The 23,932-nt window shown below is 68.2% G+C and carries 20 protein-coding genes; 3 read left to right on the forward strand and 17 right to left on the reverse strand.

Annotated features, from left to right (window positions below):
- The first annotated feature begins 25 nt into the window (after positions 1–25).
- The gene (locus tag PAM7066_RS03825) at positions 26–367 is read left to right on the forward strand and encodes a DUF427 domain-containing protein (RefSeq protein WP_085852829.1); all 342 of its coding nucleotides are present in this window, start codon (positions 26–28) and stop codon (positions 365–367) included.
- Positions 368–373: 6 nt separating this feature from the next.
- Here PAM7066_RS03825 and PAM7066_RS03830 read toward each other — a convergent pair whose 3' ends face one another.
- Positions 374–2,062 carry a chloride channel protein gene (locus tag PAM7066_RS03830; RefSeq protein WP_085852830.1) on the reverse strand — a complete coding sequence of 563 codons (1,689 nt, stop codon included), beginning with the start codon at positions 2,060–2,062 and terminating at the stop codon, positions 374–376.
- Positions 2,063–2,155: 93 nt separating this feature from the next.
- Between PAM7066_RS03830 and PAM7066_RS03835 the strand changes: the two genes are divergently transcribed.
- Positions 2,156–2,605, forward strand: a complete 450-nt coding sequence (locus tag PAM7066_RS03835; RefSeq protein WP_085852831.1) for an SgcJ/EcaC family oxidoreductase — start codon at positions 2,156–2,158, stop codon at positions 2,603–2,605.
- A 16-nt stretch (positions 2,606–2,621) separates the two neighbouring features.
- Here the strand turns inward: PAM7066_RS03835 and recN are convergent, their stop codons facing one another.
- From recN to ftsW, 12 genes are all read right to left on the reverse strand, one after another.
- Entirely contained in the window at positions 2,622–4,292 is a 1,671-nt protein-coding gene (gene recN, locus PAM7066_RS03840; RefSeq protein WP_085852832.1) for a DNA repair protein RecN, read from the reverse strand.
- A 66-nt stretch (positions 4,293–4,358) separates the two neighbouring features.
- Positions 4,359–5,204: an outer membrane protein assembly factor BamD gene (locus PAM7066_RS03845; RefSeq protein ID WP_085852833.1), complete on the reverse strand. Its 846-nt coding sequence runs from the start codon at positions 5,202–5,204 to the stop codon at positions 4,359–4,361.
- An 86-nt stretch (positions 5,205–5,290) separates the two neighbouring features.
- On the reverse strand, positions 5,291–6,214 hold the full coding sequence (gene lpxC, locus PAM7066_RS03850) for a UDP-3-O-acyl-N-acetylglucosamine deacetylase (RefSeq protein ID WP_085852834.1): 924 nt from the start codon (positions 6,212–6,214) through the stop codon (positions 5,291–5,293).
- Positions 6,215–6,429: 215 nt separating this feature from the next.
- On the reverse strand, positions 6,430–8,043 hold the full coding sequence (gene ftsZ, locus PAM7066_RS03855) for a cell division protein FtsZ (RefSeq protein ID WP_085852835.1): 1,614 nt from the start codon (positions 8,041–8,043) through the stop codon (positions 6,430–6,432).
- Positions 8,044–8,206: 163 nt separating this feature from the next.
- A complete protein-coding gene (gene ftsA, locus PAM7066_RS03860; RefSeq protein WP_085852836.1) occupies positions 8,207–9,535 on the reverse strand; it encodes a cell division protein FtsA in 1,329 nt (442 codons plus the stop codon).
- A 2-nt stretch (positions 9,536–9,537) separates the two neighbouring features.
- On the reverse strand, positions 9,538–10,425 hold the full coding sequence (locus PAM7066_RS03865; RefSeq protein WP_085852837.1) for a cell division protein FtsQ/DivIB: 888 nt from the start codon (positions 10,423–10,425) through the stop codon (positions 9,538–9,540).
- Positions 10,413–11,336, reverse strand: coding sequence for a D-alanine--D-alanine ligase (locus PAM7066_RS03870; protein ID WP_175484579.1), 924 nt, complete (start codon positions 11,334–11,336; stop codon positions 10,413–10,415). The genes PAM7066_RS03865 and PAM7066_RS03870 overlap by 13 nt, the downstream gene beginning before the upstream one ends.
- 62 nt (positions 11,337–11,398) lie before the next feature.
- On the reverse strand, positions 11,399–12,325 hold the full coding sequence (murB, locus tag PAM7066_RS03875) for a UDP-N-acetylmuramate dehydrogenase (RefSeq protein ID WP_085852839.1): 927 nt from the start codon (positions 12,323–12,325) through the stop codon (positions 11,399–11,401).
- 66 nt (positions 12,326–12,391) lie between these two features.
- Positions 12,392–13,276, reverse strand: coding sequence for a formyltetrahydrofolate deformylase (gene purU / locus PAM7066_RS03880; RefSeq protein WP_085852840.1), 885 nt, complete (start codon positions 13,274–13,276; stop codon positions 12,392–12,394).
- Positions 13,277–13,406: 130 nt separating this feature from the next.
- Positions 13,407–14,804, reverse strand: a complete 1,398-nt coding sequence (gene murC / locus PAM7066_RS03885) for a UDP-N-acetylmuramate--L-alanine ligase (RefSeq protein ID WP_085852841.1) — start codon at positions 14,802–14,804, stop codon at positions 13,407–13,409.
- Between the two features lie 53 nt (positions 14,805–14,857).
- Complete coding sequence (murG, locus tag PAM7066_RS03890) at positions 14,858–15,955, reverse strand: undecaprenyldiphospho-muramoylpentapeptide beta-N-acetylglucosaminyltransferase (protein ID WP_085852842.1); 1,098 nt, start codon at positions 15,953–15,955, stop codon at positions 14,858–14,860.
- A 95-nt stretch (positions 15,956–16,050) separates the two neighbouring features.
- A complete protein-coding gene (gene ftsW, locus PAM7066_RS03895; RefSeq protein WP_085852843.1) occupies positions 16,051–17,214 on the reverse strand; it encodes a putative lipid II flippase FtsW in 1,164 nt (387 codons plus the stop codon).
- A 131-nt stretch (positions 17,215–17,345) separates the two neighbouring features.
- Between ftsW and PAM7066_RS03900 the strand changes: the two genes are divergently transcribed.
- Positions 17,346–18,524, forward strand: coding sequence for a BaiN/RdsA family NAD(P)/FAD-dependent oxidoreductase (locus PAM7066_RS03900; RefSeq protein ID WP_085852844.1), 1,179 nt, complete (start codon positions 17,346–17,348; stop codon positions 18,522–18,524).
- 5 nt (positions 18,525–18,529) lie between these two features.
- Here the strand turns inward: PAM7066_RS03900 and murD are convergent, their stop codons facing one another.
- From murD to PAM7066_RS03920, 4 genes are read right to left on the reverse strand one after another with little or no spacing between them, the layout of a single operon-like run.
- Positions 18,530–19,909, reverse strand: a complete 1,380-nt coding sequence (gene murD / locus PAM7066_RS03905; protein ID WP_085852845.1) for a UDP-N-acetylmuramoyl-L-alanine--D-glutamate ligase — start codon at positions 19,907–19,909, stop codon at positions 18,530–18,532.
- 40 nt (positions 19,910–19,949) lie between these two features.
- Positions 19,950–21,035, reverse strand: coding sequence for a phospho-N-acetylmuramoyl-pentapeptide-transferase (gene mraY, locus PAM7066_RS03910; protein WP_085852846.1), 1,086 nt, complete (start codon positions 21,033–21,035; stop codon positions 19,950–19,952).
- Positions 21,036–22,451 (reverse strand): UDP-N-acetylmuramoyl-tripeptide--D-alanyl-D-alanine ligase, encoded by a 1,416-nt coding sequence (locus PAM7066_RS03915; protein WP_085852847.1) that lies wholly within the window; start codon positions 22,449–22,451, stop codon positions 21,036–21,038.
- Positions 22,448–23,932, reverse strand: a complete 1,485-nt coding sequence (locus PAM7066_RS03920) for a UDP-N-acetylmuramoyl-L-alanyl-D-glutamate--2,6-diaminopimelate ligase (RefSeq protein ID WP_085852848.1) — start codon at positions 23,930–23,932, stop codon at positions 22,448–22,450. Before PAM7066_RS03920 ends, PAM7066_RS03915 begins: the two co-directional genes overlap by 4 nt.

A 23,932-nucleotide genomic window follows, 5' to 3' on the forward strand; every position in this document is an offset into this window, starting at 1 on the left:
CCGCGCCTGACGGAGGGACACGATCATGGCTGCTGACATCACAATCCGCGAGGCCGACGGCACCTGGGTCGTCCGCGCCGGGGGCGCGGTCCTTGGCGAATCGACGCGGGCCTTGCGCCTCGACGAGGCCGGCTACGACCCCGTCATCTACTTTCCGCGGGACGACGTGGCGATGACCTTCCTCGACCTGAGCGACACGCGCACCACCTGCCCCCACAAGGGCGAGGCCAGCTATTTCTCGATCCAGACAAAGTCGGTGACGATCCCTGACGCCGCCTGGTCCTACGAGGAACCCAAGTCCGAGGTTGGCGAAATCGCCGGCCACCTTGCCTTCGCCTCCGAGGGCGTCACGGTCGAGCAGGTCTGACGAAGCTCAGCTATGCTCCTCCGCCGCGGTAGCGGCGAGGGCCTTGTTGTAGCGCGCCAGCGCATCGACATGGTGCAGCGTCCCCAGGATCTGGGGTGCCTCTCCCTCGCCCCCGATCCGCACGACGGGCAGCCACATGCGGGCGGTCTCCTCGAACATCGGCATGGCTTTCTCGAGCGTCGCGTTCGGCTCGATGTAGACGCCGGATTCCAGCGCCTCCCACACGTCGTCGGTGGGGATGGCGCGGGCGTGATCCGATGGTCGCATGACGTTGATCACGCGGAACATGCACAGAAGGTACGCCTGCGGACCTTTGGACAGGTGGACGCCGCGCCGCTCCAGCTGGGTCAGGAAGAACGAACGGTCCACGAACCGCGAGGCCAGTGCCGTCGAGGTCGAGACGGCGACCATTACCGCCAGGCCCGTCTGCCAATCTCCGGTCAGCTCGAACACGATCAGCGTCGTCGAGATCGGCGCCCCCAGCACCGCCGCCGCGACCGCGCCCATGCCGGCGAGCGCATAGAGCGTCGCGCTGCCCGACACCGCGGGGAAAACCGCCGTGGCGATCAGGCCGAACGACAGGCCGACGAGTGACCCGACCATCAGCGAAGGCGAGAAGATGCCACCGCCCATCCGTCCACCCATGGTGATCGCAACCGCCGCAACCTTGACGATGGCGATAACGATGGCCTCGCGCATCAGCAGTTCGCCGGTCAGGGCGAGCGACGTCGTCTCGTAGCCCACGCCGATGATCTGCGGGAAGAAGATGGCGATGCACCCCAACATCGCGCCGGCCACCGCCGGGCGGATCCACGGCGCCACGCCCAACCGGGCTCGGATCGCCTCGCCGCGGTCGTCGGTCCAGAAGACGGCCCGCATGAGGATCACCGCCACCGCCCCGCAGACCAGCCCGAGGAGCAGGAAGGCCGGCAGCTCGACATAGAACTCCAGCGGCGACTGCTGGTTCAGGTCGAATTCGGTGACGCCACCAAATTCCATCCGGTTGATCACCGTCCCGATCGCCGAGGCGATGACGATCGGTGCGAAGGCGTGGACGGCGAAGTGGCGCAGCACCACCTCGAGCGCGAAGAGCGCACCCGCGATCGGCGCGTTGAACGAAGCCGAGACGGCGGCCGCCACCGCACAGCCCAGCAGGTCGCGTGCCGTGATCCCGCGGGCCCGGATCAGGTCGTTGACCCAGGTTGCCATCACCGCGGCCAGATGAACCACGGGCCCTTCCCGCCCGGAAGAGCCGCCCGAACCCAGCGTGATCAGCGAGGCCAGCGCCGACGCGAGCCCTACCTTCGTCTCGACCCGTCCGTCGCGCAGCGCCGCGCCCTCGATCACGTCTGCCACCGCCCTGACCCGCCCATCGGGGGACAGCTTGAACAAGAGCAACCCGACCGCCAATCCGCCCAGCGTCGGCCACAGGATGAACAGGTACCATGGCAGGTCACGTGTCGCCGAGGCGAGCCGAGTCACGTCCTCTACCCGGTAGAGGGCGGATTGCAGCAGATCGATCCCCAGCCGAAAGAACAGTGCCGCGAATCCCGACCCCACTCCGATCAGAAGTGCCAGGAACCAGAACTGCACCTGTCCCGGACCTTGGTCGCGGAGCACGGCCCAGCCCCGGCGGCCACGCGTCATGGCCGCGTCGATCAGTGTCCAGTTTCTCGCCGCCTTGGGAACGGCCATCTACATCGCCCTCGTGACTGCCCTCCTTCTAGCCGCGGCTCGCGTGAAGCGAAACCTGTGGAGCGCACACGCCGCCCGTGCCACGCTACATCCATGATCGATCGACCCGAGGAAATGCCCGCCGCCTTCCGCGCCGCCTGGATGGAGCGAGATGCCTCGATGCTTGCCAGCCTCTTCGCCGAAGATGCAGATTTCGTGAACGTCGTCGGCCTGTGGTGGAGAAGACGCGGACAAATCGAGGCATCCCACGCATATGGCTTCGACCGCATCTTCGCGAACAGCACGCTGAGGGTCGGACGCACGCGCGTGCGGCGGCTGGGCGACGATGTGGCCGTGGTTCATGTGCGCTTCACGCTGGAGGGCCAGCGCGGGCCGGACGCCGCGGAGCTGGGCATCCGGCGCACCGTGATGACCTTCGTCATGTCGCGCCGGGACCGTGGCTGGCTCTGCGTCGCCGCGCAAAACACGGACATCCACGAGCGTGCCGAGACGATGGCCGCACGGTCCGAGGGCCTGACCCCGACAGATTATCGCGAGAATTAGAAACGTTCAGCTTTCGTCAATTCGAGCGTGCCAAGGTCGGCCCTGACAGAAGCGTCCGTGCCGCCGCGCGCGCCTCGTCCGTAACCGTATCACCCGAGATCATCCGGGCTATCTCGTCGACACGCGCCCCTTCGCCGAGGGGCACAACATGGGAGGTCGTCACCCCGTCCGCCACGCGCTTTTCGACCCGCCAATGGTGAGTTCCTTTCGCCGCCACCTGCGCCGAATGCGTGACGACCAGTACCTGCGCCCCGTCGGCCAAAGCCTGCAGGCGCCGCCCGACGGCATCCGCCGTGGCGCCGCCGACGCCACGGTCGATCTCGTCGAAGATTAGGGTGAGCCCCTCGGCCTCGCGCGTCAGGCAGACCTTCAGGGCCAGCAGAAACCGGGACAGCTCGCCTCCACTGGCGATCCGACCCAGCGGCCCGGCCGGCGCGCCCGGGTTGGTCGCGACCGCGAACTCTACCGCGTCGTTGCCCTCGGGGCCCGGCTGCACGGGCTCGACGCGCGTCGTGAAGACCGCCCGCTCCATCTTGAGCGGCGCAAGCTCGGCTGCCATAGCGGCATCCAGCCGGGTGGCCGCGTCGCGCCGGATCGCGCTCAGCCGGTCTGCGGCAGCGGCATAGGCGGCATCCGCGCGGGCCAGGTCCGTCCGAAGATCGGCGATGTCCCCCTCCCCCGCGTCGAGCGCTTCGAGCCGTGCGCGCAGGTCGGACGCATGGGTGCCGAGCGCATCGGGAAGCGTGTCGTACTTACGTGCCAGCCCCCGGATCGCGAAGAGCCTTTCCTCGACGCGCTCAAGTTCGGAGGGGTCGAAATCCAGCGCATCCAGCGCCTGCGCCACGCCCTGCTCGGCCTCGGCCAGATCGTTCAGCGCGCGGGCGAGGGCTTCCATCGGGGCGTCGAGCGCACCCTCGGCCCCCTCCGCCGCTCCGTCCAGCCAGCGTGCAGCGTCCCCCAGAAGCCCCTCTGCGCCTTTGGGTCCAAGCGCCTGATGCGCGCGGATGATATCCTCGCGCACCCGCTCAGCCGACTGCATCCGGCGCCGAAGCGTGTCCAGCTCGGCATCCTCTCCCAATTGCGGGTCGAGCTGGTCCAATTCCTCGACCGCGTGGCGCAGGTAGTCCTCTTCGCCCCGCGCAGTCTCCAACGCCGCCTCGGCCGATTTCAGCTTGCGCGCGACTGCCGCCCGGGTGTTCCAAGCGGTGCGGGTCTCGGCGAGGGCCGCATCCGCGCCGGAAAATTCGTCGAGAAGCGCCCGGTGCCCGCGCGGGTCAAGAAGGCCCCGGTCGTCGTGCTGGCCATGCAGTTCGACCAGCGACTCGGAGACACGGCGGAGGATGTCGCCCGAGGCCCGCCGGTCGTTGATCCAGGCCGTCTTGCGCCCGTTGGCGGCGTTGGTGCGCCGCAGGATCAGCTCGTCTTCGACGTCGATCCCGGCCTCTTGCAGGACGTCCCGCGCCGGGTGGTCGATCGGCAAGTCGAACTCGGCCGTGACCTCGCCCTTCTCGGCGCCCTGTCGCACCAGTTCGGCCCGGCCGCGCCACCCGAGGACGAAGCCGAGGCTGTCCAGAAGGATCGACTTGCCCGCGCCGGTTTCGCCTGTCAGCACGTTCAGCCCCGGCTGAAACTCGAGGTCCAGCCGGTCGATCAGAAGCATGTCCCGGATCGACAATCCGCGCAGCATCTCCGCGCCCCTACACCTTGTTCGGGGGCGGGTATCGCACGATGTCGGCGGACGGGGAAGGCCGGCTCAGAGCCACTCTCCGCGCACGACCTGCCGATAGACGCTGTTGAGCCAGCTGTCGCCCTGCGGCTCCAGCGCGAGACCCCGGCCGGTCAGAAGCGCGTAAGCTTCCTGGTACCACACGGTCGACTGGTAGTTGTAGCCAAGGATCGCGCCGGCCGTCTGTGCTTCAGCGGTCAGGCCGAGCGCCAGGTAGCTTTCGACCAGTCGCAGCAGCGCCTCGGGCGTGTGGGTGGTTGTCTGGAATTCCTCGACCACGACGCGGAAGCGGTTGATCGCCGCGGTGTAGTGCGCGCGCTTGAGGTAGTAGCGCCCGATCTCCATCTCCTTCGCCGCAAGGTGATCGAAGGCGAGGTCGAACTTCAGCACGGCGGACTGCGCGTATTCAGTGTCGGGATATTGTTCGATCACGACCCGCAGCGCCTGAAGCGCCTGGAACGTCAGGCCCTGGTCGCGGCCGACGTCGTCGATCTGATCATAATAGCTGAGCGCCAGAAGGTATTGCGCGTAGGCCGCGTCCTCGCCGTTCGGGTAGAACTGCAGGTAACGTTGTGCGGCACCGCGGGCGGCTTCGTAATCGCCGTCACGATGATAGGCCAGCGCCTGCATGACAAGTGCGCGGCGGCCCCATTCCGAATAGGGGTAGAGGCGCTCGACCTCACCGAAATATTCGGCCGCTTCCTCGGGATCATCCGTCTCGAGTTCGAGTTCGGCGCGCTTGTAGATCGTCTCGGCGTCGAGATTCTCCAGCGGTACGTCGCGCGACGCCGATGGCCCGCCACCGCCGCCGCAAGCGGTCAGCACCGCACCCATGATCGCCACGGAGATCAACCGTCCCGAAATACCCGCCATGGTCTTCCGCGCCCCATCCAGTTCCTTGGTCCCGGTCCGGTTAGCACAGTTGTGCGCGGGGCAAAACGGGATATGGCGCCCCGCGATCACGCGGCAAAGGCCGGGGCATCCTCGGGACGCAGGCCCGCGCCGGGCAGCCGCGCAAGCAGGGCGCTGTCGGCCTCGACCATGCGGACCGCGCCGGGGCGGGCGAAAAGCGCGCGCAGCAAGGCGTTGGTCAGCGCATGGCCGGCGCGCACGCCCGTGTACCGGCCGAGGATCGGCGCCCCGGCAAGCGCGAGATCGCCGAGCGCGTCGAGCATCTTGTGGCGCACGGCTTCGTCGGCATGACGCAGGCCGCCGGGCGACAGGACGTCAGCCCCGTCAACCACGACCGCATTCTCGTATGTGCCGCCAAGCGCCAGACCGCGGGCGTGCATCGCCTCGACATCGGAGGCGCGGCAGAAGGTGCGGCTGTCGCAAAGCTCGTGCACGAAGGTCCCGTTCGCCAGGCTCAGCCGCTTCGATTGCCGCCCGATCGCTGCATCGGAGAAGTCGATCTGAAAGTCGATCTCGAGCGCTTCGGCCGGTTCGAGGCGGGCATAGGCGGGGCCGTTGCGGACCTCGACCACATCAAGCACCTGCAGCGCACGTACGCGACCCGACTGATCCTCGAGCCCTGCGGCGAGGATGGCATCGACGAAGGGTGCGGAAGACCCGTCGAGGATTGGAACTTCGGGGCCGTCGATTTCGACCGTCAGGTTGTGGATCCCGCAGCCGGCGATCGCCGCCATGACATGCTCGATCGTCGAAACGGAGACACCGGCGGAGTTGCGGATCCGGGTGCAGAGCTCGACCTGCTCGACCGCGCTCCAGATCGCCGGGATCGACGCGGCGGATGGCGCCACATCGGTGCGGCGGAACCATAGGCCGCGACCGCTCTCGGCGGGCACGAGGCGCAGATGGACAGGAGCGCCGGAATGCAGACCCACACCGTGGAATGAGATCGGGGAACGGAGTGTCTTCTGCATGGTCCTGCCCTTCGGGTTCATTGACGTTTCTTAGGCAGGGTCAGTTACGCACGCATCGCGGGCCATACAAATCACCTGTTGCAACGCTTTGTAACAGGCCTGCGCCACGGCCGGCGCATGCCCGCGCACGAGCTGAGGGTGACAGGGCAAGGTTCTGACATAAAACAAGAAAGGCCGGCATTGGGCCGGCCTTCCGTATAGCGATTTGTGAGCGCTTAGTTTGCCTGGCGACGAAGGAAAGCGGGGATCTCGATCCGGTCCTCGTTGCTTTGCTCGGCTTCTTCCTCGTAGCGCGGCATCGGCGGCGTCCGACGGCGGGCGGCGGCGGCGGCCGTGGCACGCTCGGATCCGCCCTCGTGACCGGACGCGGAGTCCTGCCCCCCCATCCGGTTGATCAGCGAATTGATCCCGAAGCGCGGCTTTTCCACCGGAGCAGCCGGGCGCGGCTCGGCCGCCCGTGGCGTCGCTGCGGGCGCGGCGGGACGCTGGGGCGCGGTCGGGCGCGGGGCATCGGGCGTGCGACGGGTGGCCGCTTCGAGCCGCTCCATCACCTCGGGAGAGGGCTGACCCTGGCCGGTCCGCGCCTGGGATCGCTGCGGCTGTGCGGCGGGGGCTTCGCGCTCACGGCGGGCACGTTCCCAGTCGCCGAAGAAATCGTCGTCTTCGTCCACGACGTCCGAGGGGGCCGGACGGGTGGTCTGCGGACGCGTGGACGCAGCGATTTGCGGCTGCTCGGGCGCGTCGGCAGGGCGATCTTCGAAGAGCGACATCGCCTCTTCGTCCTCGACCGGCTGTTGCTCCTTGCGAGCGATCGGCTGGGCCATCGAGCGGCGCGGCATGGGCGTCTCGCCGACGTCATGCGACGCGTCGATGCCGGTCGCGACGACCGAAACGCGCATCTTGCCGTTCATGTCGGGGTCGAGGGTCGAGCCGACGATGATGTTCGCGTCGGGGTCGACCTTCTCGCGGATGACGTTGGCGGCCTCGTCGAGTTCGTAGAGGGTCAGGTCCTCGCCGCCGGTGACGTTGATCAGGACGCCGCGCGCGCCATGCAGCGACACTTCGTCGAGCAGCGGGTTGGCGATGGCCTTCTCGGCGGCTTGCGGTGCGCGATCCTCGCCCTCGGCCTCGCCGGTGCCCATCATCGCCTTGCCCATCTCGTCCATCACGGCGCGAACGTCGGCGAAGTCGAGGTTGATGAGACCCGGACGGACCATCAGGTCGGTCACGCCCTTCACGCCTTGGTAGAGCACGTCGTCGGCGATCGAGAACGCATCGGTGCAGGTCGTCTTTTCGTTGGCGAGGCGGAACAGGTTCTGGTTCGGGATGATGATCAGCGTATCGACCATCTTCTGAAGCGCCTCGATCCCTTCCTCGGCCTGGCGCATGCGGCGCGGGCCTTCGAACTGGAAGGGCTTGGTCACAACGCCGACGGTCAGGACGCCAAGCTCGCGCGCGGCCTGGGCGATGATCGGGGTGGCGCCCGTGCCCGTGCCGCCGCCCATGCCGGCGGTGATGAAGCACATATGCGCGCCGGCCAGGTGATCCACGATCTCTTCGATCGACTCTTCGGCGGCGGCGGCACCGATATGGGCCTTGGCGCCGGCGCCGAGGCCTTCGGTCACCTTCACGCCCATCTGCACCCGGTTCGGGGCAGACGATTGCGACAGCGCCTGGGCATCGGTGTTCGCGACGACGAACTCGACCCCTTCGAGCTGCTTCGCGATCATGTTGTTGACGGCATTGCCGCCCGCGCCGCCGACACCGAAGACGGTGATGCGGGGCTTCAGCTCGTCGTGTTGGGATGCCATGGTGAGATTCAGAGTCATCGCTGTGTTCCGCCTGTCTTTTGTGGGCCCGCTATTCATTGCGGATTGTCTGCTGGACTTTTCTCGACTGTATCCACGCGTGTCCCCCGCGTCACCCGAAAAAGCACAATTATGCCACTATCCGCCCAGTGATTCTCGAAAGTCACATTGCCAGGTTCGAATTCTACCAGTTTTCCTTGAACCAGCGCATTGCCCGGCGCAGCGACCTGGTGCCGTTGCGCTCGGGCAGAATGTCGAAATCCCAGAACTCGTCCTGCGGATGGGCGGCGAAGAGGCACAGGCCCACGGCGCTTGCGAAGGCCGCGCCGGTCGCCTTCTCGGGAAGGCCGGCGACGCGGAGGGGTCGCCCGATCCGCACCTGCTGCCCCAGGATGCGTGGCGCCAGCGTATCGAGGCCCGGGATCTGGCTGCCACCGCCGGTCAGCACGATCTGCTGCGACGGCAGCGCCTCGAACCCGGCGACGTCGAGCCGGGCGCGGGCTTCCTCGAGGATTTCCTCGACCCTGGGCCGCATGATGCCGATCAACTCGGCGCGGCTGACGGTGCGGCGGTCGATTTCGAAATCGCCGGTCTCGCCGCCAAGTTCGATCATGTCGCGGTCGTCGATCGAGGTCGCCACCACCCCGCCATGCAGGGTTTTCAGCCGCTCGGCCGTCGACAGCGAAATCTGCAGACCCTTCGAGATGTCCGAGGTGACATGGTCGCCACCCATGGCGACCGCATCCGCATAGATCAGGTGCTTGCGCCAGAAGATCGACAGGCCGGTCACGCCGCCGCCCATATCGATGCAGGCGGCCCCCAGCTCCTGCTCGTCCTCGACGAGGCTCGAGATGCCCGAGACATAGGCGGCCGAGGCCAACCCCGCGAGCTCCAGGTCGCAGCGCTTTACCGCGTGCAGCAGGTTCTCGACCACATGGCCATCGACGGACAGCATATGCACGTCGCAGGCGAGCATGTCGCCCACCTGCCCGCGCGGGTCGTTCATCCCCGAGCGGTGGTCGAGCGCGAAGTTCACCGGCTGAGCGTGCAGCACCTCGCGGCCGGGACCGATGTCGGGCATCTCGCAGGCGGACAGCACCTCGGCCACGTCATGCTCGGCGACCTGGGCGCCGCGAAGCTCTATCTGGCCGGCAAGCCCGTAGCTGCGAGGCCCCCCGCCCGAAACGGTGGCGATCACGTGATCCACCCGGACCTGCGCCATCTTCTGGGCGTTCTGGACGGCTGTGCGGATCGCGCGCTCGGTCTCGTGCATCGCTTCGATCTCGCCGAAGCGGACGCCGCGCGAGCGGGTCGTCGCCGCACCGATGATGCGGAAGGCCGACTGCCCCGCCATCGGCCCCACCCCGTCGGTCGGCGCGGGCGCCGGATCGAAGCGCAGGATCAGGCAAGCGATCTTCGAGGTGCCGATGTCGAGAATCGCGACCACCCCGCGTTGCATCGCGTTCTGACGCATCGCGCGCATCGCGCGCTGAGACCTGTAGAGGTCGAACATCTTCAGTCGTCTCCCAACTCAGTCATCTTCACCTGCCGCAGTGTCTCGGCGGCTTCCTGACGAATGCGCACCGTCGGGCGCCGGGGCACCCGCATGTCCACGAGGATCACGTCACGGGCAAAGAGGTCCTGCGCCTCGTCGACCGCCAGTACCTGTTCCAGCGCCTGCACGGGGCGCAGCTCGGGAAGGCGGATCTTCTGCCCCTCGTCGAGGACCACGTCCCACCGCCGCTCGCCGATCCGCACAAGCCCCCTGAGCCGCGTCAGGATCGGGCCCGCCGCGCGGATGATCTCGTTCGCTTCGGCCGCGGCCCGGTCCGCCCCGATGCCCGAGAGCAGCGGCAGATCCGTCCGCTCGATCCGCGCATCGATGGTGGTCACGGGATGGCCCGTGGCATCGATCAGCAGCAGCTCTTCGCCGCTGCGCCAGACGAAGGTCGGCACGCGCTCGGTCACGCGGATGTCGAGCACGCCGCCGGGCCGGACCCGCAGGCTCGCCTCTTCGACCGCTTCGAGCGTGCGCACCGCGTCCTGCATGGCCGCAAGGTCGAGGTCGAAGGACGAGACGGGGAAGTCCAGCGGCAGAAGCTCGCGGATATCCGCGGCGAGCCGGTCCGAGGCGCCCTCGATAGACATGAGCCGCACCATGAATTCCTCGCGGCTTTCGATCTTGGCGCGGGCCTCGTCGATCCAGGCGAAAAGCCGGTCGCGCCGCGCCTCGTCGGCGAAGGTCAGCGTGCCCATCAGCGCGATCGCCGCCAGCGGAACCCCGAAGGTGAAGCCGCGCCGGACCGCCGGGGTCAGCGCGAGGCGCTGCAGGCGGTAGGACAGCCGCGAGGGCGCAGGATCACTGCCGCGTTGCGCGCGGCGACGGCGTTTCAGCGGTCGCATGACGCATCCTCCACGATCCAACGGCAGAACTGGCCGAAGCCCATGCCGGCATGGGCGGCCTGCTCGGGGGACAGCGAAGTCGGCGTCATTCCGGGCTGGGTGTTGGTTTCCAGCAGGACGAGCCCATCCACGCCCCTGCTCTCGTCCCATCGAAAATCGGTGCGGCTGATGCCCCGGCATCCCAGCACCCGGTGCGCCGTCAGCGCGTGCGACAGGCACAGCTCTTCGATTTCGGCTGGAATGTCGGCGGGGATGACGTGGCGCGAGCCGCCCGCCTTGTACTTGGCGTCGTAGTCGTACCAGCCGTCCGAGAGGATGTCGGTCACGCCGAGTGCCCGGTCGCCCATGACGGTCGTCGTCAGCTCGCGCCCCGGCGCGTAGCGTTCGACCATCACCGTCTCGGGCATGTCGGGGGAAAGTTGCGGAGGGCCGTTCGACGCCTCGTGGACGATATAGACGCCGACCGACGAGCCCTCGTTGAAGGGCTTCACCACGTAGGGCGGCTCCATCACGTGCCGCGCGCGCACTTCGGCGGCCGTCGCCAGTTGCGACGGCACCGTCGGCAGCCCGGCAGCCGCATAGACGGCCTTGGTGCGCTCTTTCTCCATGGCGGTGGCCGAGGCCAGGACGCCGGAATGGGTGTAGGGAATGTGCAGCCATTCGAGCATGCCCTGCACGCAGCCATCCTCGCCCCAACGGCCGTGCAACGCGTTGAAGACGGTGCAAGGGGTCAGCTCTGACAGACGCGCGGCGAGGTCTGGCCCAGCGTCCAGTTCGACGACCTCGAATCCTTCGCCCCGCAGCGCGGCGGCGCATTCGCGCCCGCTCGACAGCGACACCTCGCGTTCAGCCGAGGGGCCGCCCATCAAAACCACAACCTTGGGGTCTGTCCTGCTCGACATACCCGCGATCTCTTTTAATTGCCGACCCTTTTAGCGGGTCTTGTGCCTGCCTCGGCGCGGTGTGTTCACCGTCACCCGGTACGCTGAGTCTTCCCCACGCGCCGTATTTCCCACTCTAGCTGAATGCCCGAGTGTTGGAATACCCTTTCGCGCACTAATTCGCCCAGTGTCTCCAAATCCTCAGCGGTGGCGTCCTCGGCGTTGAGCAGGAAGTTCGGATGCTTCTCGGACATCTGTGCCCCACCAAGGCGATGGCCGCGCAATCCGGCGTCGTCGATCACCTTCCACGCCTTCAACTCATGCGTGTCGTCCGCCCGCCCCGTCGAGCTGTGGCCGGCCGGGTTGCGGAAGGTCGACCCCGCGCTGCGCTCCTTCGTGGGCTGGCTCTCGTCGCGCTTGGCCATCTGGTCGTCCATGCGCGCCTGCAGCTCGTCGGGGTCGCCCGCCTCGGCCGCGAAGACGGCGCGCGTGACGATGCAGCCCTCGGGCAGTTCGCTGGAGCGGTAGGCCAGGTTCAAGTCCGCGGCGGGGATGGTGACGACCTCGCCCTCGCGCGTGACCGCCTCGACCTCGATCAGATGGTCGGCGACATATGTGCCGTAGCAGCCCGCGTTCATGCGGACCGCGCCGCCGATGGCGCCCGGGATCGTGCGCAGGAACGTCAGGTCCAGCCCCGCCTGCGCCGCCTTGCGCGCCACATGCGCGTCCAGCGCCGCAGCGCCTGCGATCACGCGACCGTCGCCGCACTCGATGTCGTTGAAGCCACGGCCGAGCCGGATCACCACGCCGTCGATCCCGCCGTCCCGCACGATGAGGTTCGACCCTACGCCCATCGGAAACACCGGCACCTTGGGATCGAGCGCGGCGAGGAACGCCGCCAGATCCTCGACATCGGCGGGCTGGAACAGAACCTCTGCCGGGCCACCGACCCTCAGCCACGTCACCCCCGACAGGTCGAATTCCGGCGTCAGACGCCCGCGAACTTCCGGCAGATCCATGGCCACTCCTTCATCTTGCCCTAAATACTCCGGGGAGCGCGAGGGGCAGCGCCCCTCGCTCCGCACTCAGCCCATGCGGTCCGAGGTATAGGATCCGGGCGACGGGGGAAACACCACGGTCTTGTTTCCGTTCAGGAAGACGCGGTGATTGGCGTGGGCGTGAATCGCGCGGGCCAACACCTGTGCCTCTACATCGCGACCAAGCGAGACGTAGTCGTCATTCGACTGGGCGTGGGTGACGCGGACGGTGTCCTGCTCGATGATCGGACCCTCGTCGAGGTCGCTGGTCACGTAGTGCGAAGTCGCGCCGATCAGCTTCACGCCGCGCTCGTAGGCTTGGCGGTAGGGGTTCGCTCCCTTGAACGAGGGCAGGAACGAGTGGTGGATGTTGATGATCCGGCCCGAGTATTCGCGGCACATCTGCTCGGACAGCACCTGCATGTAGCGGGCCAGCACGATCAGCTCGGCGCCCGCATCTTCGAACACCTCCATCTGCTTGGCCTCGGCCTGGGGCTTGTTGTCCTTGGTCACCTTGATGTGGTGGAAGGGGATGTCGTGGTTCACCACCAGCTTCTGGTAGTCGTGGTGGTTCGAAACGACGCCCACGATGTCGATGGGCAGCGCCCCGATCCGCCAACGATAGAGCAGGTCGTTCAGGCAGTGTCCGAAGCGCGAGACCATGATGACGGCACGCATCTTCCTGGCCTCGTCGTGGAAGGCGTAGCCCATGTCGAACCGCTGGGCCACGGGGGCGAAGGCCTGTTCGAGATGCTCGACCGTGGCGCCGGTTTCGGACCGGAAGCCGAGGCGCATGAAGAAGTTGCCGGTTTTCTGGTCGTCGAACTGCGCCGAGTCGAGTATGTTGCAGCCCTGCTCGGCCAGGAAGGTGGAGATGGCAGCGACGACGCCGCGCGTCGTCGGGCAGGTGACGCGGAGTGCGATGGATGTCATGGGGCCCTCGTTCTGTTCTACGCCCCATGTGCCGCGAATTGCGGCGAGCGGCCAGACCGGATGCGACCTGACGGCGCCGCCCGGCGACGCTGACCGGCCGCGACCCAGAACCAGGTCGCGGCCGGGCAGATCATTTCAGCCGATCGGGAAGGTTGTTGGCCCATGTGCTGATCGTGCCGGCGCCAAGGCAGACGACCATGTCGCCCGGCCCTGCCTGCTCGCGCACCAGCCGCTCGAGATCCTCTTCCGAGACGAGCGCGCGGGCGTGGCGGTGGCCGTGGCGGATCAGGCCTGCGACGAGGTCGTCGCGGGTCGCACCGTCGATCGGGTCCTCGCCGGCGGCATAGACCTCGGCGATGGCGACCACGTCCGCCTCGCTGAAGCAGCCGCAGAAATCCTCGAACAGCGCGTTGAGGCGCGAATAGCGGTGCGGCTGGTGGACGGCGATGACGCGCCCCGTCGAGGCGTGGCGCGCGGCCTTCAGGACGGCCGCGATCTCGACCGGGTGGTGGCCGTAATCGTCGATGATCGTGACGCCGTTGACCTCGCCCACGCGGGTAAAGCGGCGGTTGACGCCCCCGAAGCTGGCAAGGCTGTCACGGATCTCGTCATGGCTGAGCCCCAGGTGACGGGCCACGGCGACGGCGGCCAGGGCGTTCGAGACGTTGTGATCGCCCGGCATCGGCAGCGAGCAACCCTCGATCCGCGTGTCCTCGTCCTGGAAGGCGATGTCGAACTTGGCGATGCCCTTGTCGTAGCTCAGGTTCATCGCGCGCACATCCGCCTGGGCGTTGAAGCCGAAGGTGACGATGCGGCGGTCGGTGACCCGGCCGACAAGGGTCTGAACCTCGGCATGGTCGGTGCAGCAGACGGCGATGCCATAGAACGGGATGTTCGAGACGAAGTCGTAGAACCCCTGCCGCAGACGGTCGAAATCGCCCCAGTGCTCCATGTGCTCGGGGTCGATATTGGTGACGATGGCGATGGTCGCGGGCAGGCGGTTGAACGAGCCGTCGGACTCGTCGGCCTCGACCACCATCCACTCGCCCTGCCCCATCCGGGCGTTCGAGCCATAGGCGTGGATGATCCCGCCATTGATGACCGTGGGGTCGACCCCGCCGCCGTCCAGCAGCGCTGCGACCATCGTGGTGGTCGTGGTCTTGCCGTGGGTGCCGCCGACGGCGACGTTCGACTTGAGGCGCATCAGCTCGGCCAGCATCTCGGCGCGGCGAACGACCGGAAGGCTTTTCGCGCGGGCGGCGTCAAGCTCGGGGTTGCCGGGCTTGATCGCGGACGAGATCACGACAACCTCGGCCTTTCCGAGGTTCTGGGCGGATTGGCCGACGAAGATCTCGGCGCCCAGCTCGGCCAGGCGATCGGTGATCGGCGAGGACTTCAGGTCCGAGCCCTGCACGCTGTAGCCGTGCTCGAGCAGCACCTCGGCGATGCCGGACATGCCGATCCCGCCGATGCCGACGAAATGGATCGGGCCCATCTGCGTGGGCAGTTTCGTGGGGCGCGCGGCCATTGGCTGCAGCTCCTCGGATAATTGGTCTTTCACCGGGTCTCTCCATTCACTCGTTAATTGTCCAGTCCCGCCATCCGCTCGACCAGATCGGCAAGGTCACGCGCCGCGTCTGGCCGACCGAGCGCCGCCGCAGCCGTCGCCATCCGCGTCGCCGCGTCGGGCTGGCCGAGAATCGCGGCCACCGTCTCGGCCAGGTTGTCGGGGGTCAGCTTCGCCTCGGGGATCACCGCCGCCGCCTCGGCCTCGGCCAGGGCGCGGGCGTTCGCACTTTGGTGGTCACCGGTGGCGTGGGGGAAGGGCACCAGGATCGCGGGGCGCCCGATGGCCGTCAGGTCGGCGATGGACGACGCCCCGGCCCGGCTGATGACAAGCTGCGCCTCGGCCATGCGGGCGGGCACGTCGTCGAAAAACGGGCGGACCTCGGCGGTCATGCCGTGCTCGGCGTAAAATCCGGATACCCGCGCCTCGTCCTCGCCCCGCGCCTGGTGCGAGATGCGCAGGTTGCGGCGCATCTCCTCGGGCAGCGAGGCCAAGGCGGGCGGCACGGTATCCGACAGCGCGCGCGCGCCTTGGCTGCCACCGATCACGAGGATCGACATCGGGTAGTCGCCGGGGGGAATGTAGCTCGCCCCCGCCCGCGCATGGACCGCGGACCGCACCGGGTTGCCGATATGCAAGCCCTCGACCCCTTCGGGCAGATCGGTCGGCCAGACACCGCAGGCGACATGCGTGACGCGGGGGGCGAAGAGCTTGTTTACCCGCCCCAGCACGCCGTTTTGTTCGTGGATCATCCGCGGGAGCTTCAGGATTGTCGCCGCCGACAGCGCGGGAATGGATGGGTAGCCGCCGAAGCCCACGACCGCCGCGGGGTGGTCGCGGCGCATCGCCCGCACGGCCTGCAGCACGCCGCCACCGATGCGGAACGGCACGCCCGCCTTCGCAAGCACACCGCCCCTAGCGAAGGTGGCGCTGGCGACCTGCGCCACGGGCACCTCGTCCGGGAAGCCACCGGCATAGCGTGCGCCGCGCGCGTCGGTGGACAGCGTCACGCGCCAACCGCGGGAGATCAGCTCCTCGGCCAGGGCCTGCGCGGGGAACATGTGGCCCCCGGTCCCTCCGGCGGCGATCAGGCAGAGCGGCGCTGTGGTCATCGGTCAGCCTCCGTAGCGTAAGTGGCGCCGGCCTGCGTGCCCGGTTCGGCGCCGAACTGCCAGCCGTTCCCGCGCGAGCCGGTCACGGCGGCGGATCAGCGCCGACCGCGCAGGATGTCGCGGATCTCCCCCTGCGGACGGGTGCGAGTGAAGGCCAGCAGCATCCCGACCGAGATGCCCATGGCGATCAGCGACGACCCCCCGTAGCTGACGAAGGGCAGCGTCATGCCCTTGGCCGGCAAGAGGCGCACCGCGACCCCCATGTTGATCATCGCCTGAACCCCGAAGGTGCAGGCAAGGCCAGTGCCCGCAAGGCGCAGGAACGGATCGCGTTCGCGCATCAGCCGCACCAGCGAGCGGGCCACGATGATCGCATAGAGCGCAATGATGAACAGGACGAGAACAAGCCCGTATTCCTCGGCCGCCACGGCGATGATGAAGTCGGTATGCGCGTCGGGCAGCCACTGCTTGACCTGCCCCTCGCCGACGCCGACGCCCAGCAGGCCGCCTTCCTGGATCGCGTTGGCGGCATAGCCAAGCTGCGTGCGCGGGTCGAGGTCCGGTGACAGGAAGCCGTCGATGCGGCGGGCGAAGTGCTCGGAATTGGCATAGGCGAAGCTGCCTCCCGCCAGCACCGCGCCGCCCAGCGTCAGAAGCAGGAACAGTGGCGCGCCGGCCACGAAGTACATCACGCCCCACGAGAACAGCACAAGGCAGGACTGACCGAAATCGGGCTGCAGGGCGAGGAAGACGACGATCGTCATGCACAGGACGAAGCTCATCATCTTGCCCGGCGGGCCGTTCAGGTCCTGGCTGGCCGCGATCATCCAGGCGGCCACGACGATGAAGCCGGGCTTGAGGAATTCGGACGGCTGAAGCGAGCCGAAGCCCAGCGAGTACCACCGGACGGCGCCCTTGCCGAAATCGGTGCCGAAGAAGGGCAGGCCCATGACCGCGACGAACGAGATCAGGAATCCGATCACCGCGAGGCGCCGCACCAGCCGGGGCGACATCATCGTCGTCACGAACATCGCGACCAGTGCGAGACTGCCGAAGAAGCCCTGCCGGATCACGTAGTAGAACGGCTCGAACCCGTTGCGCGCGGCCAGGGGGGGCGAGGCGGCGAGGCCCAGCAGGATGCCGGTGCCGAACAACAGGATCACGCAGGACAGCGACCACTTGTCGATGGTGCGCCACCATTTCGGAAGAATCGGCTCGCCAGGCGCCGCCGGCGCCGCGCCAAAGACCATCTCGGTCATGGGAATACTGCCTCTGCCTCTGGTCGCCCGGTTGTCCGGGTCTGACCCGCAGGCTAGCGCGCCTGCGGTCATATTGCCAGTTCGAATACACCCGCTTGCGCTTGCGATGCAGCCGCGCCACGAGGGGCGCCATGGATGTGAGAACCCTGGTCCTCGGCGCGGGCGCCGCCGGCATGATGTGCGCCGCTCATGCGGGTTCGGACGTGCTGATCGTCGACCACGCAAAGGCCCCGGGCGAGAAGATCCGCATCTCGGGCGGGGGGCGGTGCAACTTCACCAACATGGGCGTCGAGCCCGAGCGGTTCCTGTCCCGCAATCCCCACTTCGCCAAGTCCGCGCTGACCCGTTACACCCAGTGGGATTTCCTGGGGCTGGTCCAGAAGCACGGCATCGCGTGGCACGAAAAGACGCTGGGGCAACTGTTCTGCGACGGCAAGGCCACCCAGATCATCGAGATGCTGCGGGCCGAGATGGGGAACGCGCGGCTGTGGCTATCGACCTCGGTGGACGAGGTCACCCACGACGGCGCACGGTTCCGGGTCCGCCTGACGCGCGAGGGGCGGACGGTCGAGGTGACGGCGCACAACCTGGTGCTGGCGACGGGCGGGCTCTCGATCCCGAAGATGGGGGCGACCGGCCTCGCCTATCGGATCGCGCGGCAGTTCGGCCATGTGCTGGTCGAGACGCGGCCCGGTCTGGTGCCCTTCACCTTCAGCGGCGCCGTGCTGGAGCGCTTGCAGGCTTTGGCAGGGGTGGCGACGCCGGCGCGGATCTCGGCCGGGGGCACGGCGTTCGACGAGGCGCTGCTGTTTACCCATCGCGGGCTGTCGGGGCCAGCGGTCCTGCAAGCGTCGAGCTACTGGACCGAGGGCGAGGCGGTTGCGCTCGACCTCGACCCCCGCGGCACCTTGCTGGAGGCGCTGAAGGCCGCGCGGAGCCGAGAGGGGCGCAAAGCCCCGGCTACCCACCTGGCGGCCCACCTGCCCCAGCGGCTTGCGGGCGCGCTGATTCCGGACGGAGTGCCCTCGCGTCTGGCAGATTGCTCGGACGCGGTGCTGGAGGGGATCGTCGGCGGCATCCGCGAGTGGCGGCTGACCCCGGCGGGCACCGAGGGCTATCGCACGGCAGAGGTCACCCTGGGCGGCATCGGCACCGAAGGATTGTCATCCAAGACGATGGAGAGCCGCCACCTGCCCGGCCTCTTCGCCATCGGCGAGGCAGTGGACGTGACCGGCTGGCTCGGCGGCTACAACTTCCAGTGGGCCTGGTCCTCGGGCTGGGCCGCGGGCACCGCGATTGCGGCGCGCTGATCCGGTCAGGGAAGCTCCGTCACCAGCCGCTTGAAGTCCTCGCCCCGCTTTTCGAAGTCGGGATACTGGTCGAAGCTTGCCGCGGCGGGTGCCAGGAGGACCGTCTCGCCGGGCTCGGCCTCGGCCGCCGCACGGTCCACGGCGGTGGCCATGTCCTCGCAGATCTCCACCGGGATCGAGGTCAGCTGCACCGCGAACTCACGCGCCGAATGGCCGATCAGGTAGGCCTTGGTCACGCTGCCCAGATAGGGTTCGAGCGCGGCCACCCCGCCCTCTTTCCCAAGCCCCCCGACGATCCAGCGGATCCGCTCGAACGCCTGCAGCGCCTTGGCCGCGGCATCGACGTTGGTCGCCTTGCTGTCGTTGACGAAACGGACGCCGTTCCGCTCGGCCACCAGCTCGGACCGGTGCGGCAAGCCGCCGAAACTGTGGAAGGCGGCCTCGATGACCTTCGGGCTCAGCCCCAGGGCGCGGGCCGCCGCATAGGCCGCGCAGCCGTTCTGGTGGTTGTGGCTGCCGGGAAGCCCCTTCACGGCGCGCAGGTCGATGCTGCCGACCTGCCGGCCCTTGCGCCATTCGGCCAGGTGGCCCTTGCGCGCCACGACGGACCAACCCGGCCCCGGGAGGCGCCGTTCGACACTGACGCGGATCACCCGGTCGTCGCCCGCGCCTTCGGACATCTGCCCGGCCAGGAACTGTCCCTCGATCTCATCCACGCCGATCACGGCGCGGTCCGGCCCGCCCTCGGAGAACAGGCGCCGCTTCGCCGCGTAGTATCCGCCCATCCCGCCGTGGCGGTCCAGATGATCGGGCGAGAGGTTGGTAAACACCGCGACGTCGGGCGTCAGCGCGCGCGCCAGCTCGGTCTGATACGACGACAGTTCGAGCACGACCACGTCGCCCTCGCCCGGCAGGTCGATATCCAGCACGCCGCGCCCGATATTGCCCGCCAGCTGCACGGGCCTCCCGGCCTCTTGCAGGATGTGCGCGATCAGCGCCGAGGTGGTAGACTTCCCGTTCGAGCCAGTGACCGCCACGACCTTCGGCAACCCCTCGACCCCGACCGAGCGGAAGAACAGCCCGATGTCGTTGTCCACCGGCACGCTTGCGGCAAGCGCCGCCGCCACGACCGGGTGCGGCCGGGGGTAAAGGTGGGGGATGCCGGGCGAGACGATCAACTCGGCCACGCCCTCGAACGCGCCGGATCGGGTCAGGTCCGTCGTCTCGAACCCCTCGCCCTCGGCCCGCGCGCGCCCCTCGGCGCCGTCGTCCCAGCAGACGGGCGTGCCGCCCCCGGCGCGGATGGCCCGTGCCGCCGAGATGCCGGATCGACCCAACCCCAGCACGGCGATGCTGCGCCCTTCGACTCCGGTGACCGGGATCATGCGGCGCTCTCCCGTCGTTGGTTGCGGCCCGACACCTGGATCACCGTAGCTTCAGCGTGGCAAGGCCGATCAGCGCGAGGATCAGCGAGATGATCCAGAAGCGGATCACGATCTGCGCCTCGGGCCAGCCGCGTTTCTCGAAATGGTGGTGGATCGGCGCCATCAGGAAGACCCGCCTGCCCGTCCGCTTGAAGTACAGCACCTGGACAATGACCGACAGCGCCTCGACCACGAAGAGGCCGCCGACGATGGCCAGCACCAGCTCGTGCTTGATGGCCACCGCGATGGCCCCAAGGGCGCCGCCAAGGGCCAACGAGCCGGTGTCGCCCATGAAGACGGCTGCCGGGGGAGCGTTGTACCAGAGGAATCCCAGGCCCCCGCCGATCAGCGCCGAGCAGAAGATCAGGATCTCCCCCGTCCCGGGCACGTAATGCACGTCGAGATACTCGGTGAAGTCCACGCGCCCCACGGTGTAGGCGATGACCCCAAGCGTGCCGCTGGCGATCATCACCGGCATGATCGCCAGCCCGTCCAGCCCGTCCGTCAGGTTCACCGCGTTCGCCGCCCCCACGATGACGATCATCGCGAAGGGCACGAACAGGATCCCGAGGTTGAGAAGCACGTTCTTGAACACCGGAAACGCGAGCTGGCCGGTCAGTTCCACCGGATGGAACCAGGCCGCCCAGAACCCGGCGATCCCGGCGATGGTGAAGCCGATCAGCAGGCGCACCTTGCCCGACAGGCCGGCGTGATTGTTCTTCGTGACCTTGGCATAGTCATCCATGAAGCCGATGGCTCCGAAGCCCACGGTCACGAAAAGCAGCATCCAGACATAAGGATTGTCGAGCCGCCCCCAGAGCAGGGTCGAAAAGAGCAGCGCCCCGAGGATCAGCACGCCGCCCATGGTGGGCGTGCCGGACTTCGTCAGGACGTGCCCCTCGGGCCCGTCCGCGCGGATCGGCTGGCCATTTCTTTGGCGCTTGCGCAACAGGTCGATCAGCGGCCGGCCGAAGACGAAGCCGAAGATCAGCGCCGTGAAGAACGCCGCGCCCGAGCGGAAGGTGATATACTGGAAGAGGTTTAACACGTCTCCGCCGTCGGAGAAGGTCGAAAGCCAGTAGAGCATTCAGCGCGCCTCTGCTGCGGGTCGGCGGTCGCGATGGCCCAATTCGCGGATCGCGTCAACGAGAAGCGCCGCCTTTGAACTTTTCGACCCTTTGACGAGCACGATGTCGCCGGAATGGACGAGGGTGGCGATCTCGGCCGCCAGCTCTTCGGCAGTCTCGGCCCAGTGGCCGCGCCGGTCGGAAGGCAGCGCCTCGTGCAGCGCGCGCATCAGCGGGCCGGCCGTGTGAACCTGTGCCAGGCGGTTCATCCCGGAATGGTCGGCAAGGCTCTTGTGCAGGCTGCGCGCCTCGGGGCCGAGTTCCAGCATGTCGGTCAGGATCGCGATGCGCCGGCCGCCCTTCTCGGGCTCGGCCGCGGCGATCCGGTCGAGTGCTGCGGCCATCGAGGCGGGGTTGGCGTTGAAAGCGTCGTCGATCAGCGTCAGGCTGCGCCCTTCCACCGCGTCGAGTGTCACCGTCTCGCGCGCGCCGCGCCCCGCTGGGGGCTGCCACGCCGAGATCGCCTGCGCGGTCACATCCGGATCGGCCCCCAGCGGCTTGGCAGCCAGGATGATCGAGGCCGCGTTCAGCGCCAGGTGCCGCCCCGGTGCCGAGATGCGATAGAGGATGTCGTAATCTTCGTGGTTGGCCCGCACGATAGTCGCCTCGTCGGCGAGCGTAACGTCGCGAATGTGCAAATCCGCGCTGTCGGTCAGGCCGAAGGTCATCCCCGAATCTCCGGCCGCCGCGGTCAGGATCGGGGTCGTGGGAAGGTCGGCGTTGTAGATCGCGACTCCGCCGGATTCGAGTCCTTCGAAGATCGACGCCTTCTCGGCCGCGATCCCCTCGAGGTTCCCGAACGCTTCCAGATGCGCGGCGGCGACCGTGGTGACGATCGCCACGTGCGGGCGCGCGAGGCGAGACAGCGGTGCGATTTCGCCGGCGTGGCTCATGCCGATCTCGACGATCAGCAGTTCCGTTTCGGGCGGGGTGCGCGCGAGCGTCAGCGGCACGCCCCAATGATTGTTGTAGCTGGCGACGGCCGCTTCGGTGCGACGCTGCCCCGAGAAGGCAACCCGCGCCATTTCCTTGGTCGTCGTCTTGCCCACCGACCCGGTGATCGCGAGCACCCGGCCCTGCAACCTGTCGCGCGCAAAACGGCCGAGACCTTCCAGCGCGGTCTGCACGTCGTCCACGATCAGCAACGGCGCATCTTCGCTCACGCCCTCGGGGAGTCGCGAGACGAGCGCGGCGGCGGCCCCCTTCGCCAGCGCCTGCGCGACGAATTCGTGCCCGTCCCGCGCTGCCGTCAGGGCGACGAACAGGTCGCCCGGGGCCAGCGTTCGGGTGTCGATCGACACGCCATCCGCCGCCCATTCGGTCGTGGCGCACCCGCCCGTCGCACGGGCGGCATCGGCAGAGGTCCAGAGACTCATGCGAACCGACCGTCGAGGGCTGCGACGGCGACGCTCGCCTGTTCGGCATCGTCGAAGGGATAGACCGTGTCGCCGACGATCTGGCCGGTCTCGTGCCCCTTGCCCGCGATCAGAAGGGCGTCGCCGTCTTCCAGCATGTCGACGGCGCGCAGGATCGCCTCGGCGCGGTCGCCGATCTCGATGGCTTCGGGATCGGCGGCGAGGATTTCCGCGCGGATCGAGGCAGGCTCTTCCGAGCGGGGATTGTCGTCGGTCACGATCCGCACGTCCGCATGGTCGCGCGCCGCCGTCCCCATCAGGGGGCGCTTGCCGCGGTCGCGGTCACCACCCGCGCCATAGACGACGACGAGTCGGCCCATGGTGTGGGGGCGCAACGCCTTCAGCGCGGTCTCGAGCGCGGCGGGGGTGTGGGCATAGTCGACGAACACGGCTGCCCCGCTTCCACGCGTGGCGGCAAGCTGCATCCGCCCGCGCACCGTGGAGAGCTGGGGCAAGACCTCGAACACGTCACGCGGTTCGCTGCCGCTGGCGATGGCGAGGCCCGCTGCCAGAAGGACGTTCTCGGCCTGGAACCCGCCGATCAGGCCAAGGCGGACCTGCCGTGGCTCGGCATTCCAGGCGAAGCGCAGATGCTGACCCGTGGGGTCGAACCGCTGGGCGATGATGCGCAGCGCCGCGTCGGGGCGCCGGCCGACGGTCAGGGAGTCCTGCCCGCGCGCCTCGGCGATGGCGCGGACGGCATCGCCCTTCTCATCCTCGACGTTGATGACCGCGGTGCCGTCCTCGGGCAGGACGCGGTCGAAGAGCCCTGCCTTGGCCGCGAAATACTCCTCGAAATCGGCATGATAGTCGAGGTGATCCTGCGTGAAGTTGGTGAACCCCGCCGCGCGCAGCGTCACCCCGTCCAACCGGTACTGGTCGAGCCCGTGGGAGCTGGCCTCCATCGCGGCGTGCGTGATGCCCTCGGCCGCGGCTTCGCAGAGCACGCGGTGCAGGGTCACCGGTTCAGGCGTGGTGTGGCGCAGGGGGGTCTCCCACGAGCCCTCGACGCCGGTCGTGCCGATATTCACCGCCCGATGGCCGAGGGCGGTCCAGATCTGGCGGGTGAAGCTGGCGACCGAAGTCTTGCCGTTGGTGCCCGTCACGGCGACCATCGTCTCGGGCTGGGTGCCGAACCAGAGCGCCGCGGCATAGGCGAGCGCCTGGCGAGGGGTCTCGGCCACCACCACCGCGACGTCGGTGCCGTCGAGCGCCGGGCGCGCGATCGCCAACCCCTCGCGGTCGGTCAGGATCGCCGTCGCGCCCATCCCGATCGCCGTCTCTACGAAGGTCGCCCCGTGCGAGCATGTCCCCGGCAGCGCGGCGAACAGGTGCCCCTCGCGAGTCTCGCGGCTATCGACCGAGATGCCGGTGATCCGGGCGTCGCGGCCGCCCTGCGCGCTGAGGCCCAGATCGGCCAATGTCCTCGTGCGGTGTGCCAT

This window comes from Palleronia marisminoris (assembly GCF_900172315.1).
Lineage (GTDB): Bacteria > Pseudomonadota > Alphaproteobacteria > Rhodobacterales > Rhodobacteraceae > Palleronia > Palleronia marisminoris.